The sequence below is a fragment of the Pyxidicoccus trucidator genome, from assembly GCF_010894435.1.
GTDB lineage: Bacteria > Myxococcota > Myxococcia > Myxococcales > Myxococcaceae > Myxococcus > Myxococcus trucidator.
Map to the genome: position 1 here is coordinate 119,897 of NZ_JAAIXZ010000019.1, position 19,018 is coordinate 138,914.

At 70.2% G+C, this 19,018-nt stretch carries 16 protein-coding genes; 15 read left to right on the forward strand and 1 reads right to left on the reverse strand.

The window, feature by feature from the left end; translation table 11 throughout:
• Positions 1 to 65 precede the first annotated feature (65 nt).
• From G4D85_RS38530 to G4D85_RS49950, 4 genes are all read left to right on the forward strand, one after another.
• The gene (locus G4D85_RS38530) at positions 66 to 470 is read left to right on the forward strand and encodes a hypothetical protein (protein ID WP_164019131.1); all 405 of its coding nucleotides are present in this window, start codon (positions 66 to 68) and stop codon (positions 468 to 470) included.
• Positions 467 to 1,633, forward strand: a complete 1,167-nt coding sequence (locus G4D85_RS38535; protein WP_164019133.1) for a hypothetical protein — start codon at positions 467 to 469, stop codon at positions 1,631 to 1,633. Before G4D85_RS38530 ends, G4D85_RS38535 begins: the two co-directional genes overlap by 4 nt.
• A gap of 152 nt (positions 1,634 to 1,785) precedes the next feature.
• On the forward strand, positions 1,786 to 2,871 hold the full coding sequence (gene amrS, locus G4D85_RS38540) for an AmmeMemoRadiSam system radical SAM enzyme (protein ID WP_164019135.1): 1,086 nt from the start codon (positions 1,786 to 1,788) through the stop codon (positions 2,869 to 2,871).
• A gap of 989 nt (positions 2,872 to 3,860) precedes the next feature.
• A complete protein-coding gene (locus G4D85_RS49950) occupies positions 3,861 to 4,238 on the forward strand; it encodes a hypothetical protein (RefSeq protein ID WP_240359752.1) in 378 nt (125 codons plus the stop codon).
• A gap of 6 nt (positions 4,239 to 4,244) precedes the next feature.
• Here the strand turns inward: G4D85_RS49950 and mobA are convergent, their stop codons facing one another.
• Positions 4,245 to 4,859 (reverse strand): molybdenum cofactor guanylyltransferase, encoded by a 615-nt coding sequence (gene mobA, locus G4D85_RS38550; protein WP_164019137.1) that lies wholly within the window; start codon positions 4,857 to 4,859, stop codon positions 4,245 to 4,247.
• A 235-nt stretch (positions 4,860 to 5,094) separates the two neighbouring features.
• On the opposite strand from mobA, the gene G4D85_RS38555 reads away from it, so the two are divergent.
• From G4D85_RS38555 to G4D85_RS38600, 11 genes are all read left to right on the forward strand, one after another.
• Complete coding sequence (locus tag G4D85_RS38555; protein ID WP_164019139.1) at positions 5,095 to 6,357, forward strand: molybdopterin molybdotransferase MoeA; 1,263 nt, start codon at positions 5,095 to 5,097, stop codon at positions 6,355 to 6,357.
• Positions 6,354 to 7,745, forward strand: a complete 1,392-nt coding sequence (gene fdhD / locus G4D85_RS38560) for a formate dehydrogenase accessory sulfurtransferase FdhD (RefSeq protein ID WP_164019142.1) — start codon at positions 6,354 to 6,356, stop codon at positions 7,743 to 7,745. Before G4D85_RS38555 ends, fdhD begins: the two co-directional genes overlap by 4 nt.
• Before the next feature lie 339 nt (positions 7,746 to 8,084).
• Complete coding sequence (gene epsZ / locus G4D85_RS38565; RefSeq protein ID WP_164019292.1) at positions 8,085 to 9,554, forward strand: exopolysaccharide biosynthesis polyisoprenyl-phosphate hexose-1-phosphate transferase EpsZ; 1,470 nt, start codon at positions 8,085 to 8,087, stop codon at positions 9,552 to 9,554.
• 183 nt (positions 9,555 to 9,737) lie between these two features.
• Entirely contained in the window at positions 9,738 to 11,228 is a 1,491-nt protein-coding gene (wzx, locus tag G4D85_RS38570; protein WP_240359753.1) for an exopolysaccharide biosynthesis flippase, read from the forward strand.
• Positions 11,229 to 11,246: 18 nt separating this feature from the next.
• Positions 11,247 to 11,894 (forward strand): exopolysaccharide export protein EpsY, encoded by a 648-nt coding sequence (gene epsY, locus G4D85_RS38575; RefSeq protein WP_164019145.1) that lies wholly within the window; start codon positions 11,247 to 11,249, stop codon positions 11,892 to 11,894.
• Between the two features lie 3 nt (positions 11,895 to 11,897).
• Positions 11,898 to 13,154 (forward strand): exopolysaccharide export protein EpsX, encoded by a 1,257-nt coding sequence (gene epsX, locus G4D85_RS38580; protein WP_164019148.1) that lies wholly within the window; start codon positions 11,898 to 11,900, stop codon positions 13,152 to 13,154.
• A 10-nt stretch (positions 13,155 to 13,164) separates the two neighbouring features.
• Complete coding sequence (locus G4D85_RS49035; RefSeq protein WP_205525890.1) at positions 13,165 to 13,341, forward strand: hypothetical protein; 177 nt, start codon at positions 13,165 to 13,167, stop codon at positions 13,339 to 13,341.
• A 29-nt stretch (positions 13,342 to 13,370) separates the two neighbouring features.
• Positions 13,371 to 13,775: an exopolysaccharide biosynthesis response regulator EpsW gene (gene epsW / locus G4D85_RS38585; protein WP_164019150.1), complete on the forward strand. Its 405-nt coding sequence runs from the start codon at positions 13,371 to 13,373 to the stop codon at positions 13,773 to 13,775.
• A gap of 2 nt (positions 13,776 to 13,777) precedes the next feature.
• A complete protein-coding gene (gene epsV / locus G4D85_RS38590) occupies positions 13,778 to 15,289 on the forward strand; it encodes a PCP family exopolysaccharide biosynthesis protein EpsV (protein ID WP_240359766.1) in 1,512 nt (503 codons plus the stop codon).
• Positions 15,290 to 15,322: 33 nt separating this feature from the next.
• Entirely contained in the window at positions 15,323 to 16,555 is a 1,233-nt protein-coding gene (gene epsU, locus G4D85_RS38595) for an exopolysaccharide biosynthesis GT2 family glycosyltransferase EpsU (RefSeq protein ID WP_164019293.1), read from the forward strand.
• Positions 16,556 to 16,801: 246 nt separating this feature from the next.
• A complete protein-coding gene (locus G4D85_RS38600; RefSeq protein WP_164019153.1) occupies positions 16,802 to 18,946 on the forward strand; it encodes a YfbK domain-containing protein in 2,145 nt (714 codons plus the stop codon).
• Positions 18,947 to 19,018 lie beyond the last annotated feature (72 nt).

The following is a 19,018-nucleotide window of genomic DNA, read 5'->3' on the forward strand; positions in this document are numbered from 1 at the left end:
CACGGTATGGTGCGCCTCGCGCGGTGCGTGAAGCCGGCTGGCTCCAGCCGCCCAAGGGGAAAGACATGTCGGGAAACGACAAGCTGGCGGGGACCCTCCAGATGGCTCGCGCGGACCGGAAGGGCGCGAAGCTCGTCCTGGAGCGGCCGGTGGGCACGCTCAACACCGTCGCCATGCGGCTGGTGGTCAGCGGGAAGATGTCCGGCCAGCTGCGCCGGCAGTTCCACAGTGCGACGTTCACCGGCCCGGAGACTGTCACGCTGCCCGACGACTTCCTGCCCTCCGCGGAGCAGGGCTGGTTGATGGTGACCTTCGCCGTGGCCGACGCGATGGGCGTTGGCGCCACCTTCGTCCAGCGGGGCTCGCTCGTCTTCCCCAACGGCCAGAAGGAGCTGCTGTGGGACGAGTTCAACCTGCCCTCGGGCGCGCAGGCCGACTTCATCAACCTGGTCTGGACGGTGACGGAATGAGGGCGGCCCTCGCACTCGTGCTGCTCCTGTGTGGCGCCTCGGCGCGGGCCCAGGGCGCGGGCTCGCCGGATGCGGGCACCGCCGAGCTCGACTTCCCCAGCTTCCTGCGCGGAGGCTCCGAGGCCGCCGCCGGCCTGGACATCGCCACCGCAGGGGAAATCGTCCACCCCTCCAACCCCGCCGCCCTGGTGGCCAGCCTCCGCAATGCCGGCGCCGTGCTCGAGGGCGGGCAGAAGTCCTTCGTGTTGCAGTTCAATCCCTACCTCCTCACGAAGGGGTACGAGCAGCTCTACCCGGAGGCTCGCGCGGCCCGGAAGGAGCGACTCACCCGCTACCTGCAGGACAGCGCCGTCACGCTCGCGCTCGCCGACGACACCCCCTACGAGGGCCTCACCTTCGACGAGGGCCGCTTCGCCACGGTGATGGCGGGGGCCTCCGTGGACGTCTTCGGAGACCGGAGCATCTACGGCGACGCGTACAGCACCTGCATGGACGGCGTGCTCGCGGACCCGAGTCTGTATGACTTCCCGGGCCCTCCGCTGCGCCCCGACTTCAACACCGACGCCGAGTTCCAGCAGGCCGTGGCGGACCACCCCGCGGCCATGGCGCGCGCACGGCAGGCGGGCATCGACAAGCTGCGGCTGGGGCTGTCCTCCTGCGCCCGGCAGGTGCGCGAGGCGTCCAGCGCCCTGTTCCTGTCCGCGGGCGGCCGGTGGGTGACGCCGGGCCTCAAGGCGCAGGACGGGGATGGCGTCGTCATCCAGCGCGGCTTCGGCGCGGCCACGCTGGAGCTGCTGTCCGGCGGCTCCGCCAGCGTGGAGGCGACGCTCCAGCTGCGCGCCCTGTACGAGCGGCAGCGCCCGGGCGAGCCCATGGGCAAGTGGCTCGACGTGGGGTTCTCCGTGGGCATTGCTTCGCCGCGCTTCCTGCTGCGGCTGGAGGCCACGCAGTCCTTCGCGAAGCTGGAGGACACCGACACCAAGCGGGCCAGCATCGTGGCCACCAGCCGCATCGTGCTCGCCGACAACTGGACGGTGGGCATCGGCGTGCAGGGCACGGGGGAGGACATGGGGGATGCCCTCGGGCAGGTCCGGCCGAGCCTCATCTTCAACTTCGCGGACCTGCCGAAGCTGCTCCAGCCGCTGCCGAAGCCTCCAGGGTAGCGGCGCCCGGCTTCTCTCGCGGCCAGCCGGGCCGGTGCACGGGCGCGCGGCCTGGGCTGGCGGCGACGCGGGAGGCGTCCTGTTAGAGATTGTCCTTTCGGGGCCTGCCGCGCGGCCGTACCGCCAGCGCCGGGCCGGGGGAGGACATCGACATGAGCACCGCGTTTCCCGCTCGCTGGTGGCACAAGCTGGAGGACGGGCGTGTGCAGTGCGACCTGTGCCCGCGTGACTGCAAGCTGCACGAGGGGCAGCGCGGCTTCTGCTTCGTGCGCCAGCGCGTGGGCGAGGGGATGGTGCTGGACACGTACGGGCGCTCGTCGGGCTTCTGCGTGGACCCGATTGAGAAGAAGCCGCTCAACCACTTCCACCCGGGGAGCAGCGTGCTGTCGTTCGGCACGGCCGGCTGCAACCTGGGCTGCCGCTTCTGCCAGAACTGGGACATCTCCAAGTCGCGCGAGCAGGACACGCTGGCGGATGAGGCCTCGCCGGAGGCCATCGCCCGGCACGCGGTGCGGCTGGGCTGCAAGAGCGTGGCCTTCACCTACAACGACCCCGTCATCTTCGCCGAGTACGCCATGGACGTGGCGGACGCGTGCCATGCGCTCGGGGTGGAGACGGTGGCCGTCACGGCGGGCTACATCCACGCGCAGCCGCGACGGGAGCTGTACTCGAAGATGGACGCGGCCAACGTGGACCTGAAGGCGTTCACCGAGGACTTCTACAAGCGCGTCACCTTCGCGCACCTGCAGCCGGTGCTGGCGACGCTGGAGTATCTGCGGCACGAGACGCGCGTCTGGTTCGAGGTGACGACGCTGCTCATCCCCGGGCACAACGACTCGGAGGCAGAGGTGACGCGCCTGTCGGAGTGGATGATGGAGCGGTTGGGCCCCGACGTGCCGCTGCACTTCACGGCGTTCCACCCTGACTTCAAGATGCTCGACGTTCCGGCCACGCCACCGGCGACGCTGACCCGGGCGCGCGGGATTGCCCGCCGCACGGGGCTTCGCCATGTGTACACGGGGAATGTCCATGACACCGAGGGCGACACCACGCTGTGCGGTGGTTGCGGCACGGCGCTCATCGTCCGGGACTGGCACCGGCTGCTGTCGTACCGCGTGACGCCGGAGGGACGGTGTCCGGACTGTGGAGAGGCAGTGCCTGGACGGTTCGATGAGGTGCCGGGGGCGTTCGGGGCACGGCGGGTTCCGGTGCGGATTGGAGTGGGAACTCGGACATAGACGCTCTGTTGGCGCTGCATGTAGCGTCCCTGGTCAGCAATGAGGCTGCTCGGAGCCAGGCTGCTCGCCCATGCACTGCTCCTACCGCCGGGCCCGATGACGCACGGCCATCGACAGGCCGCGCTGGCCATCCTGGTTCTCAGCCTGGCGTGCACAGGGGCTCGGCGCTACTACTCGAAGGCAGAGCTGCCCAGATTGGAAGGTAGCGACTCCCTGGTCGTTGCGCCTGGGCCATGGCCGGAAGTTCCTGCCGTTGTCGCAGACACGGCCAATGTCCCGGACGACCTGGTGCTCCCCACCCTCACAGCGTTGATGGAACTGCCCAGTGCCGCGGATGCGTGTGACGCGAGTACTGTGTCGCAATCTACCGAACGCCAGAGGACTGGCGCGTCTCCTGGCCGATTCGGAACGTGGTGAAGTCATCCAGCTCATGCACACCCCCTTTGGGAGGGGTCGATGATGCGGACTTCGGGAGGGACCTGCCTGTCTTCGGCTACGCCCACAACCACCCTTGCGCAACCGACGTCAGCAGTCGGGATCTCGCGGTCTGGCCTCTGGTGAAGTCAGAGGATGGCGTGTGGGTCATTGTTGCGTACGGAACCAGCCCCAGTGGAAAGCTGGCCCGTGATTCCCGAGGACAGTTGATTCCAGCCTGGGGATGGCTCGCGACCGGACCGCGAAGTGCGCCGCGGTTCTACAAGTGGAATCAGGCGGGTGAGGTGTTCAGGTGGGACAGTGGCAAGAAGCGTTGGCAGTTCCAGGCGACGTGCCGTCCCCAGCCGCCCAGTGCATTCAGGCCACAGGGAGCCCCGCCGGAGTGCGCTCCAGAGCCACTCCCGTAGAAGGACTCAAGGTGCCGCATGTCGAGACCTGACTCCCTCATCCTGCTCATCTCCCTGGTAGTAGGCGGAGGTACTGTGCCGCCTCAGCCCCTTGCTGAGAGGCCAGACGCTGGGCTCGTTGTCACAGGGACAGATGCTGGAACCCTTGTGCCCCGTCCTGCGCCCAAGCAGCCCGACGCGGGAACCGTTGCGCCGAAGACCGGCACGTCATCGGCCATTCCATGGCCGGAGGATGAACTGGCTCCCCTGGCCACGCTCGACGGGCCCGCCATCCTCGCCGCTCATGCCGCGCTACAGCAGGTGATGAAGCGCTTTCCCAAGGAGTCCACGAGAGAGTGCGCCTTCTCACCCAGGTCCCTGGAAATACACATCGGCTACCAGGCGGGGTGGTACTTCATTCGAATCGACCACCGCGTGGACAAGTGCCCGGAGTTCGGCCCAGGTGTCACCTTGGAGTTCGACTGGTTCGAGCTGTACGCCTATTCGCCCGAGGGACGCCTGGAGCGCTATCCGTACATGCCTTGAAGCGCCTCACCTCCGAGGCAGCGTGACACCGTGCCGCGTGAGGTCCTCTGGCGTGTTCACATTCACCAGGGAGCGCAGCGTCGGGTCCACCGTGCGCAGTGCATCCTCGGGCAACAGCCGCGCGCGGTAGCGTGACAGGAGCTGGCGCAGGGAGGGGTCCTCCGCCAGCGCCGCTCCCCACTCCGTCGCGAGCGCTGTCCGGTACACCGCGAGCAACGGCTCCACCCGTCCCGCCACCTCGAAGCACACCGCGTCCACCGCTTCACCCCGCGCATCCATGAGGACGCGCACCGCTTCCGGCTGCACGAAGGGCATGTCGCACGCCACCGCCAGCACCCACGGCGTGCGCGCCGCCACCAGTGCCGCGTGCACGCCGCCTGGCGCGCCCTTGCCCGGTACCTCGTCCGCCACCGTGCGCAGTCCGAGCCCCGCGTAGGGCCCTGGCTCGTTCGCCACCAGCAACACGTCCCCGAAGCGCGGCGCGAGGGCCAGCAGTCGCTCCACCACCGTGCGGCCCTCCACCGCCAGCAGTCCCTTGGGCACTCCGGACAGCCTCCGGCCCTGGCCCCCCGCGATGATGGCCAACGTCACATCCGGGTACTCGCCGTCCGAAATACTCATGGCGCGCGCTCTCCAGTCCCACCACCCACGACGTCACCGCTCCACCCCGAGCCCGCGCAACCCGACGCGGTGTACGGGGAACTCCTCAGGCCACCCTCGCCTACCTCCGACGCCTCTCCACCCGCGAGAGTACCTGACGCTCCGAGCCCTGCCCGGGGAGGGAGGAAGCATGCGGGGACCTGACACGCTCCCATGGACAACGGACACGGCCCACGGCGTAGGCTGCGCCGTCCCGATGCCGCTCACTCCGCTCTCCACCGCCCGGCTGGCCGCGCTCGACGCCATTGCCCCCGCGGCTCCCGAGCGGGTGTCCCTCCTCGACGCTCACGGCCGCTTCCTCGCCACGGCCGTCACCGCGTCGCGCTCGCTGCCCGGCTGCGACAACTCCGCCATGGACGGCTGGGCCGTGCGCTCCGAGGAGACCCGGGGCGCCAACCGCGAGCGCCCCTCGCGCCTGCGCATCATCGACACCGTCTACGCCGGCAGTCTCCCCTCCCGCGCCCTTCAGCCAGGCCAGGCCACACGCATCTTCACCGGCGCCCCACTCCCCTCCGGCGCCGACGCCGTCGTCCGCCAGGAGGCCGCGCGCGCCTCTGACGATGGCCAGCACGTGGACGTCTTCATCACCGTTCCTCCTGGCAATGACCTCCGCCGCACGGGAGAAGAGGTCACCTCCGGCACACCCCTCTTCGCTCCCGGCCAGCGCATGAGCGCCGCGGTGCTCGGGGTGCTGGCCTCCCTCGGAGAGACTCACGCCTGGGTGCGCCCCGTGCCTCGCGTGGCGGTGCTCGCCACCGGTGACGAGCTCGTCGCGCCCGGCACGCCCGCCCTGCCCCACCAGGTCTACGAGAGCAACCTCATCCTCGTGGCCGCGCTCGCTCGCGAGGCCGGCGCCGACGTGAGTCACCTGGAGCGCGCCCGTGACGACGAGGGCGCGCTGCGCGACACGGTGTCCCGGCTCGCGCCCCAGGTGGACGTCCTCATCACCACCGGCGGCGCCTCCGTGGGTGACAAGGACCACGTCAAGCGCGTGCTCGCCGCGCTCGGGGCTCGCTTCTTCGTGGACGGCGTCGCGCTCAAGCCCGGCAAGCCCGTGGCCATCGCGCGGATGGGAGACACCGCCGTCGTCGTGCTGCCCGGCAACCCCGGTGCGGCCACCGTCGCCTTCGACCAGCTCGCGCGCCCGCTGCTGCTCAAGCGCCAGGGGGTCCTCGAGACACGCCGCCGGGTGCGCGCCCGCCTCTCCGAGTCGCGCCACAAGCAGGCCGGCCTCACCTACCTCATCACCGCCACGCTGGAGCACTCGGGCGAAGGTGAGCCCCTCGCGCGCCTCCGCCCCCAGGGTGCGGGACAGATTCTGCAGAACGTCCATGGCGAGGGCTGGGCCCTCCTTCCTCCCGGCCGCGCCGACTTCGCAGTGGGCGACTCCGTCGACGTGGAGCTGTTCCACGGGGCCACCTACTCCGCGGTGGACGCCGCCCCGGGTGCCTCCGCATGAGCGCCGTGCCCGCCATCAGCATCGTCGGCTGGTCCGGCGTCGGGAAGACGACACTGCTCACGAAGCTCGTCCCCGAGCTGGCCTCACGCGGCCTGCGCGTCGCCGTGGTGAAGCACTCCTCGGACGCGCACCCGCTGCACCGCCCCGGCAGCGACACCGCCCGCTTCCAGGAGGCCGGCGCCGTGCTCACCGGCTTCGCCACGCCCTCCGGGGTGCAGCTCACCACCAGCGCCGCGTCCCCGGAGGCCCTGCCGTCACTGCTCGCGCGCTATGCCAACGCCGTGGACCTGGTGCTGGTGGAGGGATGGAAGGACGGCCCGCTGCCCAAGCTGGAGGTGTGGCGCGAGGGCCTCGGCCCGCCGCTCGCCCCGTCCCACCCCGAGGTCCTCGCCGTGCTGACGGCGTCGGCCACGCCACCCACCGGCCTGTCCCCCGACGTGCGCGTGCTCGGCCGTGACGACGTGCGCGGCGTGACGGACCTCCTCCTCACGCACCTGCGGCCCGGCCGGCGCGGGCCCCTGGCTCCGTCGGACGCGCGCGGCGTCGCGCGCCGTCCCGTGCATCGTTGGGACGGAGCCCGGCTCCATCCCAGTGAGGAGGACGACGTCGCCGTGGAGGAACCGCTGGAGATTCGTGTCAGCGGAGACTCCGTCGCCATCACCATGCGCACACCCGGCCATGACCGCGAGCTGGCCACGGGCTTCCTCTTCTCCGAGGGCATCCTCCAGAGCGTCGACGACGTGGGCAGCCTCGCGCACTGCGGCCGCCCCGGCGAGGAGGGCTGGGGCAATGTGCTGGAGGTGACGCCCGCGTCCGGCGCCGTGCTGGACGTGGAGCGCGTGCGCGCCGCCCGCCGCGGCACCCTCACCACCTCCGCCTGTGGCGTCTGCGGCCGTCGCAGCGTGGAGGACCTGCTCGCCGTGTGCCCGCCCGTGCCTCCCGGCCCCACGCTTTCCCCGGACGCCGTGGCCCGCGCCACCGAGCGCCTGCGCGACGTGCAGCGAAACTTCGCCCGCACCGGGGGAGTCCACGCCGCCGCCGCGCTCGACGCCGAGGGAAATGTCCTCGCCGCATATGAGGACGTGGGCCGCCACAACGCCGTGGACAAGGTGGTCGGCGCCCTCGTCCTCGCCGGTTCCGTACGCAGCGTCCGAGTCACCCGCACCCCGCTGACACGTCAGCCCGTGCTGCTCGCCGTCAGCGGACGCGTCAGCTTTGAGATCATCCAGAAGGCCGCCATGGCCCGAATCCCTGTCGTGGCAGGTGTTTCCGCGGCCAGCTCCCTCGCCGTGGAGCTGGCGCTGCGTTCCGGAATGACGCTGGCAGCGTTCGCCCGGAACGGCCGCTTCAACGTCTACACAGGCCCTGAGCGCCTCACCCTTCCGTAACCCCGCGAATCCCCGTCACTTCGCCCAGACGCCTTCCACCTTTCACCGCCATGCGACAACTGAAGTCAGACCGGCACCGTAGATGCAGTCTTCCGGCGCGAAGTCCGGCACCTGGGATGGATTCAGGGCAGGGAGCATGTTCGTGGGGCGCAATCGACCCGGTACGGCGGTCCGGACGATCCCAAGAATTCACCTCCTGTCACGTCTTACTCGCGGGGCGGCGGTTGCAACGCGTCGCAGTATCCGGCAATAAGTAGTTCTTTCCGACTTGAAGATTTTTAGCCTCAACGGCATCCTCTGCCTGAACTGAACAAAAGCATGCATTCGGCGCAGAGGGGGGTGGAGACGATGAGCAGCGCAACGGCAAGTGCGGCGGTCGGGGCTCCTGGGACTGAATCCTCTCAGGGCGATGGGATGACGGAAGTCCAGGCGCCCAAGCTGGCGCCGGGTTTCGCGGCGAAGCTGAACCTGACGGTAGACCTGGTGCTGATGTCGGCGGTGCTGGTCGTCGCCGCGTGGCTGGGCAACCAGCTGACGCCGGAGTCCGGCTGGGTCGTCCCCGGGCTGGTCGCCGCAGCGCTGGTGACGTGGATCATCACCGGCACCGCGCTGTGTCTCTATGACTCGCGCTTCGCCGAGCGCAGGAAGCTGGACCACGTGGCGCTCGTGTCGGTGACGACGCTGGCGGTGGTGACGGTGCTGGCGGTGATGGGCCTGGCGCTGCCGGGCCGGGTGATGGGCGTGGCGCCGCTGCTGGTCATCTTCTGGCCCGTGGCGCTGCTGCTGCGGCTGTTCGTCTTCCGTCCGGTGGCGGCGAATGAGCGCCCCATGGACTCGGTCCTCATCATCGGCACGGGCGCCATGGGCCGCTACACGGGCGAGGACCTGGTGGGCCGCGGCCGCCGCCAGGTGCTGGGCTACGTGCGCTTCAACGAAGAGACGGGCTCGGGCGAGCTGCCGGCGCGGGTCATGGGCTCCGTGGACGACCTGGAGCGCATCCTCCGCAACACGGCGGTGGACGAGGTCTACATCGCGGGCAACACGCTGAAGCAGGGCGAGTCCATGCAGGCGGCCATCAAGCTGGCCGAGCGCTTCGGCGTGCCCTTCGCGCTGCCGGCGCACAGCTTCCGCCTGGACCGCGCCCGCCCGGTGGACGGCCGCGCGGTGTCCGACGGCTTCCTGCACTTCGCGGCGGTGACGCCCAAGCCGCACCAGATGGCGATGAAGCGCCTGTTCGACATCTGCGTGTCCGCGGTGGCGCTGTGGGTGCTGCTGCCCCTGCTGGCCGGCGTGGCGCTGGCGGTGAAGCTCACCTCCAAGGGCCCCATCTTCTTCAAGCAGCTGCGCACGGGGCAGAACGGCAAGCCGTTCTACATGCTGAAGTTCCGCTCCATGGTGGTGAACGCCGAGGAGCTGAAGGCGAAGCTGGCCGCGCAGAACGAGCAGACGGGCCCGGTCTTCAAGATGAAGAACGACCCGCGCATCACCGGCATCGGCCGGTTCATCCGCAAGTTCTCCATCGACGAGCTGCCCCAGTTCATCAACGTGCTGCGCGGTGAGATGAGCATCGTCGGGCCGCGCCCGCCGGTGCCCAGCGAAGTCGCCAAGTACGAGACGTGGCAGCGCCGCCGGCTGTCCGTGCGGCCGGGCCTCACCTGCATCTGGCAGGTGTCCGGGCGCAACCAGATTTCGTTCGAGGAGTGGATGTACCTGGACATGCAGTACATCGACCACTGGAGCCTCACCAGTGACTTGACGCTGCTGTTGCAGACGGTGCCCGTGGTGCTCACCGGGCGCGGGGCCAGCTAGGGCCCCTGGCCTTCCAGGCAACCAGACTCACGCGGGGGCGGCATTGACGTGCCGCCCCCGCTCGTCTTCTATGCACCCGGGCATGACCGGCCAGGGCCGGGGGGGCCCGCTTCCACCGTGAACAGTCCCAGTCCTTCCATTTCGCAGGACGCTCAGCAGGGCGCGGACACCGCGCACGAGACGATGGGCGCGGTCCGTAACGGGCTGCAGCTCGGCGGCTCGCTGCTGGTGACGTACGCCATCGCCATGGGCGTGCGCTTCCTCCTTCCCGCCCACCTGGGCCCGGAGAACCTGGGCCGCTTCAACTGGGGGGACAGCTTCTCCGCGGTCTTCTTCCTCGCCACGCAGTTCGGCCTGGAGATGTACATCCGCAAGGAGGTCGCGCGCCGGCCCACTCACGCCAGTGACTTCTTCGGCACCACGATGCTGCTGCGCCTGGGGCTCACCGGGGTGCTGGTGGGCGTGCTCGCGCTCGTCATGCACTACCGCGAAGACCCGCCCGAGGTGCGACACCTCGTGTACGTCTTCGCGGTGGCGCAGGCGCTCATCATCATCAACGCCTCCGTGGCCGCGCTGCTGCACGCCAAGGGCAAGGTGGCGGGGCTGTCCGTCTCCAACATCGTCACCAAGCTGGTGTGGGGCGGCGGGCTGCTGGCGGTGTGCGTCGCAGGGCTGGCGCTGCCCTGGCTGGCGGTGCCGCTGCTGGTGTCGGAGGCGGTGAAGCTGGCGGTGGGCTGGCGCCTGGCGCACCAGCACCTGGGGCTCACCTTCAAGGTGGACATGACGGCCACGTGGAAGGTGCTCAAGGCGAGCCTGCCCTTCTTCATCACCGGCGCGGCCCTGGGAGCCAATGGACGCCTGGACGTGATGATTCTGGGCATGCTGGCCACCCACGAGGAGGTGGGCTTCTACGGCGCCGCGTGGAACATCGCGGGGCTCACCTTCTTCCTCAACCCCGTCTACACCTGGGTGTTGATGCCGCTGGCGTCCCGCGCGGCCGCGCGCTCCGAGGAGGAGCTCACCCGGCTGACCCGCCGCGCGCTGGAGGGCACGCTGGTCGTCACGGTGCCGCTGATGATGCTCATCGTCCTGGGCGCCCCGCTGTGGGTGGGGCTGATGGGCGGCGAGTTCGGCGCCTCCACCCTGCCGCTGCGGCTGATGTCGCCGCTCTTCGTGCTGGCCTTCATCACCATGACGGCCGGCCTCTGGCTGACGATGACGAACCGCGAGTGGTGGGTGACCATCACCAGCGTCGTCGGCAGCCTGCTGCTGATTCCGGCGCTCAACGTGCTGCTGATTCCGCTGATGCACTCGGCCCTGGGCCCCGGCGGCGGCGCCTCGGGCACCGCGCTGTCCATCCTGCTGATGGAGGTGTGCGTCACCATCAGCCTGTTCGCCCGCATGGGCCGCGCGGCGTTCGACGCGCGCCTGCTGGCGCTGGCGGGCAAGACGGCCGCGGTGTGCCTGGCCATCGCCGCGCTGGACGTGACGGTGTTCGCCCCGCTGAACCCGTGGGTGCGGCTGGGAATCGAGGCGGTGCTTTACGTGGTGGGCGTGCTGGCCACCGGCGCGGTGCGCCCGGGCGAGGTGCTCCAGGTGGTGCGCGTGGCCCGCCGCCGTGGCAACCCCGAGCCGGAGGCCGCGGCCCCTGCCGCCGTGGCCCCCACCCTCTAGAGGAGACCTCCGCTGCTTATGCCGTCCCCGCTCCGCCAGACGCCGCCCTCTTCGCGCCTCCCTCCGCGTGCGCTCGCCCGCGCCGCGCTGCTGCTGCTGGCCTCCGTGCTGGCACCGGGCTGCACCGGGCTGGGCAAGTACACCTGGGTGGACGAGTACCAGGAGAAGCCGCCCCCGCCGGACGCCAGCTACCGCATCGCCGCCGGGGACCTGCTCAACATCCGCGTGTGGAACCAGGAGGCGCTCACCACGCAGGCGCGCGTGCGCGAGGACGGGCGCATCAGCCTGCTCTTCCTGGACGACGTGGAGGCGGCGGGGCACTCGCCGGCCATGCTGTCGCAGCAAATCCAGACGCGGCTGAAGGACTACATCAACCACCCCGTCGTCACGGTGGCGCTGGAGCAGGCGCGCCCCATCAAGGTGACCCTGGTGGGGGAAATCAACCGCATCGGCCCGCTGGAAATCGAGACGGGCGCCAGCCTCCTCCAGGCGCTGGCCGGCGCGGGCGGCTTCACCGAGTACGCCCACAAGGACCGCGTCTTCGTCATGCGGCAGGAGGACGGCACCCCGGTGCGCATCCGCTTCCGCTATGACGACCTCATCCGCGCCGAGGGGCGCGCTCCGACGTTCCGCCTGCGTCCCGGCGACGTCATCGTGGTGGAGTAGCCCGTGCTGGGGGCCGCCCTCACCGTCGCGCTGCTGGAGGTCTCCTCCGCCGCCGTCACGTACAACGTGGCGGTGCGGGCCGACTCGCGCGTGCGCTCGAACGAGGACACGGCGGCGGGCGCTCCTTCCATCGCCGGGGACACGGACATCACCCCCACGCTGGGCCTGGAGCTGCGCGAGGGCAACACCGCCCTGACGCTGGACTACGCCCCGCGCATCAGCCTGCGTGAAATCACCGCGCAGCCGCGCACCGAAGTGCAGCACATGGGCCGGCTCGCGGCGGACTGGCGCCCCCAGCGCGGCGTGTCGCTGCGGCTGGGCGAGGAGCTGGTGCTGGGCAGCGTGAACCTCTTCACCACCGACGTGCTGCCGCTGCCCGACACCGGCACGGACCCGGACGGGCCGCTGCGGCCTCCCGAGGACGGCGGCCCCCTGCAGCCCCTGCCGGCGGCGGACACCGTCTACTTCCTGTCCTCCGCGACGACGCTGACGGCCAACACCGGCCTGCTGGGACGGCGCTGGCAGCTGTCCGGCTCCACCGGCTTCTCCATCAGCGGCGGGCTGGACGGGCCGGCGCGCGAGGCGGTGCCCATGCAGTACGGCCCACGCTTCGACCTGTCGCTCAGCCACGCGCTGTCTTCGCTGAGTGCCATCACGACGTCCGCGGCGGTGGCGCACTCGCGCTTCTCCACTGGCGCCAACAACACGGTGCTGACGCTGACGGAGTCGTGGGGCCAGCGGGTGGACCGGCGGACGTCCCTGGAGGCCGGGGCGGGCGTGAGCCTGGTGCGCTCGCTGGAGGCCCCGACGGAGGAGGACCCGGACGCGGAGCCCGTGGAGGGCGAGTCCCCCGACGCCCCGCGCACGGAGCTGCTGCCCAACCTCACCTTCGCGGTGGGGCACCGGGTTCCCTCGCGGACGGCGGACTTCTACGGCCGCGTAGGAGTGCGCGTGACGCCCTTCGTGGACCGGCTGACAGGCAGGGTGTACCCGAGGGCCGACCTGACGCTGTCGGGAGCCTGGGCGCTAGGCCCGCGCGTGCGGCTGTCCACCACCGCCGGCACCGCCTTCGCCGTGGGCGGCGCCAGTGGGGACCGCATCGTCACGGGGGGAGTCACGGCCTCGTGGATTCTCACACGCTGGGTATCAGTGGATGCCGACATGCGGAGCACGCACAGCCGCTCGCCCGACCTACCGGCGGCCCGGCTGAACTGGGCCGCGTCGCTGGGCCTGTCCGTGCGGCAAACTGGTATCCTCTGAGGGCTGAGACATGGCGAAGCTCATCCTGATGTCCGTCCTCTTCATGACCATCACCCTGCCCGCCATGGCGGCGAGGGACCCGCACCCCGTGCGGGGGTTGAAGAAGGCCATCCTGTGGATCTTCCTCTTCAACGCGGCATACACGTACGGCGTCCTTGTCTGGGTGCCGCGGCTCGGCTTCGACTGAGCGAGCATCAGCAGAAAGGCTGACGACGAATGGAGCCCCAACTGCAGACCGTCTTCCTGGTGGAGGACGCCCCCTTCTTCCGGAAGATGCTGGGCGACTACCTGCGGGACATGGGTTTCGAGGAGGTGGTGGAGCTGCCCAGCGGCCGCGCGGCGCTCAAGCACCTGGAGACCGCCCTGTGTCCGGACCTGGTGTGCCTGGACCTGACGCTGCCGGACATCTCCGGCTATGACCTGTGCGAGGTCATCCGCAAGACGCCGTCGATGAAGGACGTGCCGGTGCTGGTGGTGAGCGCGCGGGATTTGCCCGAGGACAAGGCCCACGCCGAGGAGGCGGGCGCCAACGGCTACCTGGGCAAGCCCTTCACCCAGGAGGAGTTCACCCGCCGGGTGCAGCAGCTCATGAAGGGCTACGGGCCGAGGAGGAAGTCGTGACGATGCCCGCGCCCGGGGCTCCCGGGCCGCGCCCCCACCCGGTGCCTCCCCCGCAGCCGCTGTTCGTCCCCGAGCGCCCCGAGACGAACGCGCCCGCGGACCTCATCGACTGGGGCCTGGTCATCGACTCGGTGGGCTACCTGAAGAACGCGGTGCTGCGGCACTGGTTCCTCGCGATGGTGGTGGCGGGCCTGGTGTCCGCCATGGCGATGGGCGTCAGCAAAATCATGCCGCGCAAGTACCGCGTCGAGACGCGGATGCTGACGCAGCGAAACTTCATCATCTCCTCGCTGGCGAACCCGGGGCGCTCCATTCCCGTGGACGCGGACCAGCCCACGCGCGCCGCGTGGGAGATGGTGATGAAGTACGACAACCTGAAGACCATCGTCCACAAGGCGAAGCTCGTCGAGTACTGGGACATGAACCGCTCCCCCATCTCCCGGCTGAAGGAGAAGGTGACGAAGAAGCCGCCTCCGCCCATGGAGGACAAGGACAAGGAAGACGCGCTCATCGCCATGCTGGAGCAGGCGATGATTGTCGGCGTGGAGGGCGGCACGGGCACCGTCTCCATCGGCGTGGAGTGGGGTGACCCGCAGCTCGCGCTGAACATCGTCGAGGCCGCGCAGCAGAACTTCCTCGACATGCGCCAGGCGGCGGAGATGGGCGCCGTGTCCGAGGCGATTACGATTCTGGAGAAGCAGGTGGTGGATGAGGGCGAGGGCATCAAGAAGGCCATCGCCGACCTGGACGCCACGGTGCGGCGCATCGAGCTGAAGCGCCGCAAGGAAGAGGAGAAGGCGGCTCGCAAGGGCACCCCGACGGCGTCCGGCGGGATGATCAACACCGACCACCTGCTGGCGCAGATGCGCTTCATGATTCAGACGAAGCGCCGGGCCATCAGCGACGTGGAGGAGTTCCGCGCGCGGCGGCTGACGGAGCTGCGCAACCAGCTGTCCGAGGCGCGCGTCATGTACTCGCCGCGGCACCCGATGATTACGGACATCGAGCAGCGCATCATCGCGCTCCAGGAGGACTCGCCTCAGCTGGTGGCGCTGCGCTCGGAGCTGAACGAGCTCATCAACGAGTACACGCGCAACGGCGGCAACCCGGCGGAGCTGGAGTCGGGGCTCTCGACGGCGGGGATGCCCATCGGCACGCTGGGCGGGCAGGCCACTTCGGACAACCCCGAGGTGTCGGTGGCCGCGGACCGGGTGCGCATGCTGGTGATGCGGCACCAGGAGAAGACGCGGCGGCTGGACCAGGCCCGCACGGAGCTGGAGATTTCGAAGGCGTCGATGAAGCACCGCTTCAGCGTGCTGGCGCCGCCCACCTTCCCGGAGAAGCCGTCCAAGCCGAAGGTGCAGCTCATCGTCGCCGCGGGCGTGGTGGGCGGCATCGGCCTGGGCATCTTCGCGGCGGTGGCGCTGGACATCATCCGCCGGCGGATTCTGGAGAAGTGGCAGGTCGAGCGTTTGCTGAAGCTGCCGGTGCTCGCGCAGCTGGAGCGCCGCTGAAGCGGCTTGAGCGGCGCTAGCGCGCCCTCGGGGGTGACTGTCGTGACGGTGTGGACCTGGGTGGATGTGGCGCTGTGCGTGGGGCTGCTGCCGGTGGCGGTGGCCTGCGGCTACCTGTTGTTGCTGACGCTGCTGTCGTGGCGGCGGGCCGCGCCGGTGCCTCCGGCGCCCGTGCGCAGGTTCGACGTGGTGATTCCGTCGCACAACGAGGAGCTGGGCATCGCCCGGACGGTGGCCAACCTGTCCGCGGTGGACTACCCGGCCGCGATGCGGCGCATCCTCGTCGTGGCGGACAACTGCTCGGACGCGACGGCGCAGAAGGCGCGCGAGGCGGGCGCCACGGTGCTGGAGCGGCACGACACGGAGAAGCGTGGCAAGGGCTACGCCCTGGCCTACGCCTTCGAGTTCAGCCAGAAGGACGGCTTCGCGGACGCGGTGGTGGTGGTGGACGCGGACACGGTGGTGTCGCCCAACCTGCTGCACGCGTACGCGGCCCGGCTGGAGAAGGGCGCGAACGCGGTGCAGGCGCACTACGGCGTGATGAACCCGACGGCGTCCTGGCGCACGCGGCTGATTACGATTGCGCTGGGCATGTTCCACAAGGTGCGCTCGCTGGGCCGCGAGGCGCTGGGCGTGTCCTGCGGCCTGCGCGGCAACGGCATGTGCTTCACCCACGCGGTGCTGCGCGAGGTGCCGCATGACGCCTTCAGCGTGGTGGAGGACCTGGAGTACGGCATCCGCCTGGGCAAGAAGGGCCACCGCGTGCACTACGCCTGGGAGGCGGAGGTGCTCGGGGAGATGGTGTCCGGCGAGAAGCAGAGCCGCTCGCAGCGCCAGCGCTGGGAGGGCGGACGCAAGCAGATGCGCAAGCTGCATGGGTGGCCGCTGTTGAGCACCGCCCTGCGCGAGCGCAGCGGGCTGCTGCTCGACTTGTCCATGGACGTGCTGGTGCCGCCGCTGAGCCAGCTGGTGCTGGCCGCGGTGGGTGGCGCGGTGGCGGCGGCGGTGGTGACGTGGCTGTCCGGCGGCACGGCGGTGCTGGCGTCGAGCGTCGCGAGCTTCGGCCTGGCGTCGCTGGGCGCGTACGTGCTGCGCGGCTGGTGGGTGTCCGGCGTGGGCCCGCGCGGGCTGCTCGACCTGGCCTGGGCGCCTGTGTACGTGGTGTGGAAGGTGGGGCTCATGCTGCGCGGCGGCGGCGCGGAGAAGCGCGGCGAGTGGGTGCGCACCACCCGCGAGGCGGAGAACAGCGCGGACGTGCAGCGGTAGACGTCGCGGGCGGCGGCGCGGGCTCCGAGGCTTCGGAATTCCAGGCCAGGAGCGCGCTCGAGTGCAGCGGTAGACGTCCCGGGTGTCGACGGTACGAGTTCCCTGGCTCCGGGGTTCGGAGCCAGGTGCGGGCTCGGCGCCGAAGCGGGCGTGATTGAACGATGATGAAGCGCGGAGGCCCCTGTGCGGAACGGGGCCCACGTCCTCTGGATGATGGCCACCTCCTGATGCAACGAGGTGGCTCCCATGAAGTCCATTGTCCCGCGTGTGCTGTGCGGTCTCCTGATGTTGCTGGCCGTGCCCTCCCTGGCGCAGCCCGCTGCTGGCACTCCTTCCAGCGTCATCATCGGCACGGTCATCGACGCCCAGAGCCGGCAGCCGATTGCCGACGCCGTGGTCACCGCGACCTCGCCCGCCCTCCAGGGTGAGCAGACCGTGGTGACCGACGCGAAGGGCAACTTCCGCATCCCCCAGCTTCCGCCGGGTGTGTACACCCTGCGGTTCGAGAAGGAGCAATTCAAGCCGTACGCGCGGTCCGACGTGCAGCTGCGGCCCAACCGCACCATCCGCATCAACGCGGAGCTGCTCCCCGAGTCGCTCGGTGCGGTGGTGGAGCTCTCCGGCGCACCGCCGACCATCGACGTGGGCTCCACGACCGCCGGCGTCAACGTGGACCAGGAGTTCATCAAGCGCATCGCCGTGGCCCGTCCGGGTGGAAAGGGCGGCGCGGCCCGCTCCTTCGAGTCCCTGGCGGAGACGCGGCCGGGCGCCAGGAGTGACAACTACGGCGTGTCCATCAGCGGCACGAGCTCACCCGAGCGCGGCTACGTGGTGGACGGGCTGTCCACCAGCGACCCGGCCTCCGGCATCAACGCGAGTCCCCAGGTCCCCAGCGCCGCTCCCGCGAGCACGGTGTCCTCCGGCGTCCGCGCCTCCGAGCGCACCGTGCCGCCCCAGGGCCGCTCCTTCTTCGACATGTACTTCAAGGGCTACGGGGTCAACCCGACGGTGACCACGGAGGAGGAGCGCTTCTCCACGTTCTCCGTGGACACCGATACGGCGTCATACACGCTGATGCGCTCGTACCTGGAGCACGGGTCCCTGCCCGACGAGCAGGCCGTGCGCGTGGAGGAGTTCGTCAACAGCTTCGACTACGGCTACGCGGCCGAGCCGGACGCACCCTTCAGCGTGCACGTGGAGGGCTTCCCGTCCCCGGCGCGCAAGGGCTACCAGGTGGTCCACATCGGCGTGAAGGCGCGCGAGGTGAGCGCTCAGCAGCGCAAGGCGAGCCACCTCGTCTTCGTCATCGACGTGTCCGGGTCCATGAGCGGGGAGAACCGGCTCGGGCTGGTGCAGCGCGCGCTGCGCCTGCTGGTGGCCGCGCTGGATGAGCGGGACGCCGTGTCCATCGTCGTGTACGGCTCGCAGGCGCGCCAGGTGCTCGGGCGCACGAGTGCCACGCAGAAGCAGCGGCTGCTGGCCGCCATCGACGGGTTGACCATCGAGGGCGCCACGAATGCGCAGGCGGGGCTGGAGCTGGGCTACGCGCTGGCGGCGGAGCACCTCCTGAAGGGAGGCATCAACCGCGTCATCCTCTGCTCGGACGGTGTGGCCAACAACGGCATCACCGACGCGGACGGCATCTGGGCGCGGGTGAAGGGCTTCGCGGCCCGGGGCATCACCCTGTCCACCGTGGGCTTCGGCATGGGCAACTACAACGACGTGCTGATGGAGCGGCTGGCGCAGGTGGGCGAGGGCAACTACGCCTATGTGGACCGGCTGGAGGAGGCGCGCCGCATCTTCGTGCAGAACCTCACCGGCACGCTCCAGGTGGTGGCCAAGGACGTGAAGCTGCAGGTGGAGTTCGACCCCGAGGCCGTCGTGCGCTACCGGCTGCTGGGGTACGAGAACCGGATGCTCACGAAGGAGCAGTTCGCGGACGACAAGGTGGACGCGGGCGAGGTGGGCGCGGGGCACTCCGTCACCGCGCTGTACGAGGTGAAGCTGCGCGAGCCCGCGGCTTCCTTCGGCACGCTGCGCATCCGCTACAAGGCGCCGGAGGGTGGGGACTCGAAGCTGATGGAGAAGCGGCTGCCGTCGTCCGTGCTGCGCACCGCGTATGGCCGGGCCGCTCCGCCCACGCGCCTGTCGTACGTGGCGGCGGCGTTCGCGGAGAAGCTCCGGGGCTCGTACTGGGTGCGGCCGCTGTCCTACGACGGGCTGGTGGCGCTGTGGGAAGAGGTTGGCCAGTCGCTGAAGGGCCGGCAGGACGTGGCGGAGCTGGGGGCGCTGATCCGCAAGGCCCGGACGCTGGACCAGCGCGAGGACCGGTTCGAGCGCTTCGCGCCCATCAGCACCATGGACTTCGACCGGGTTCCGGCGATTCCGTAGGGCGGTGGGTGTGGGTAGGAGCGACCGGTCTGCTGGTGGGTGGCCAGGCGCACGAAACTAAAATGGGGTTTT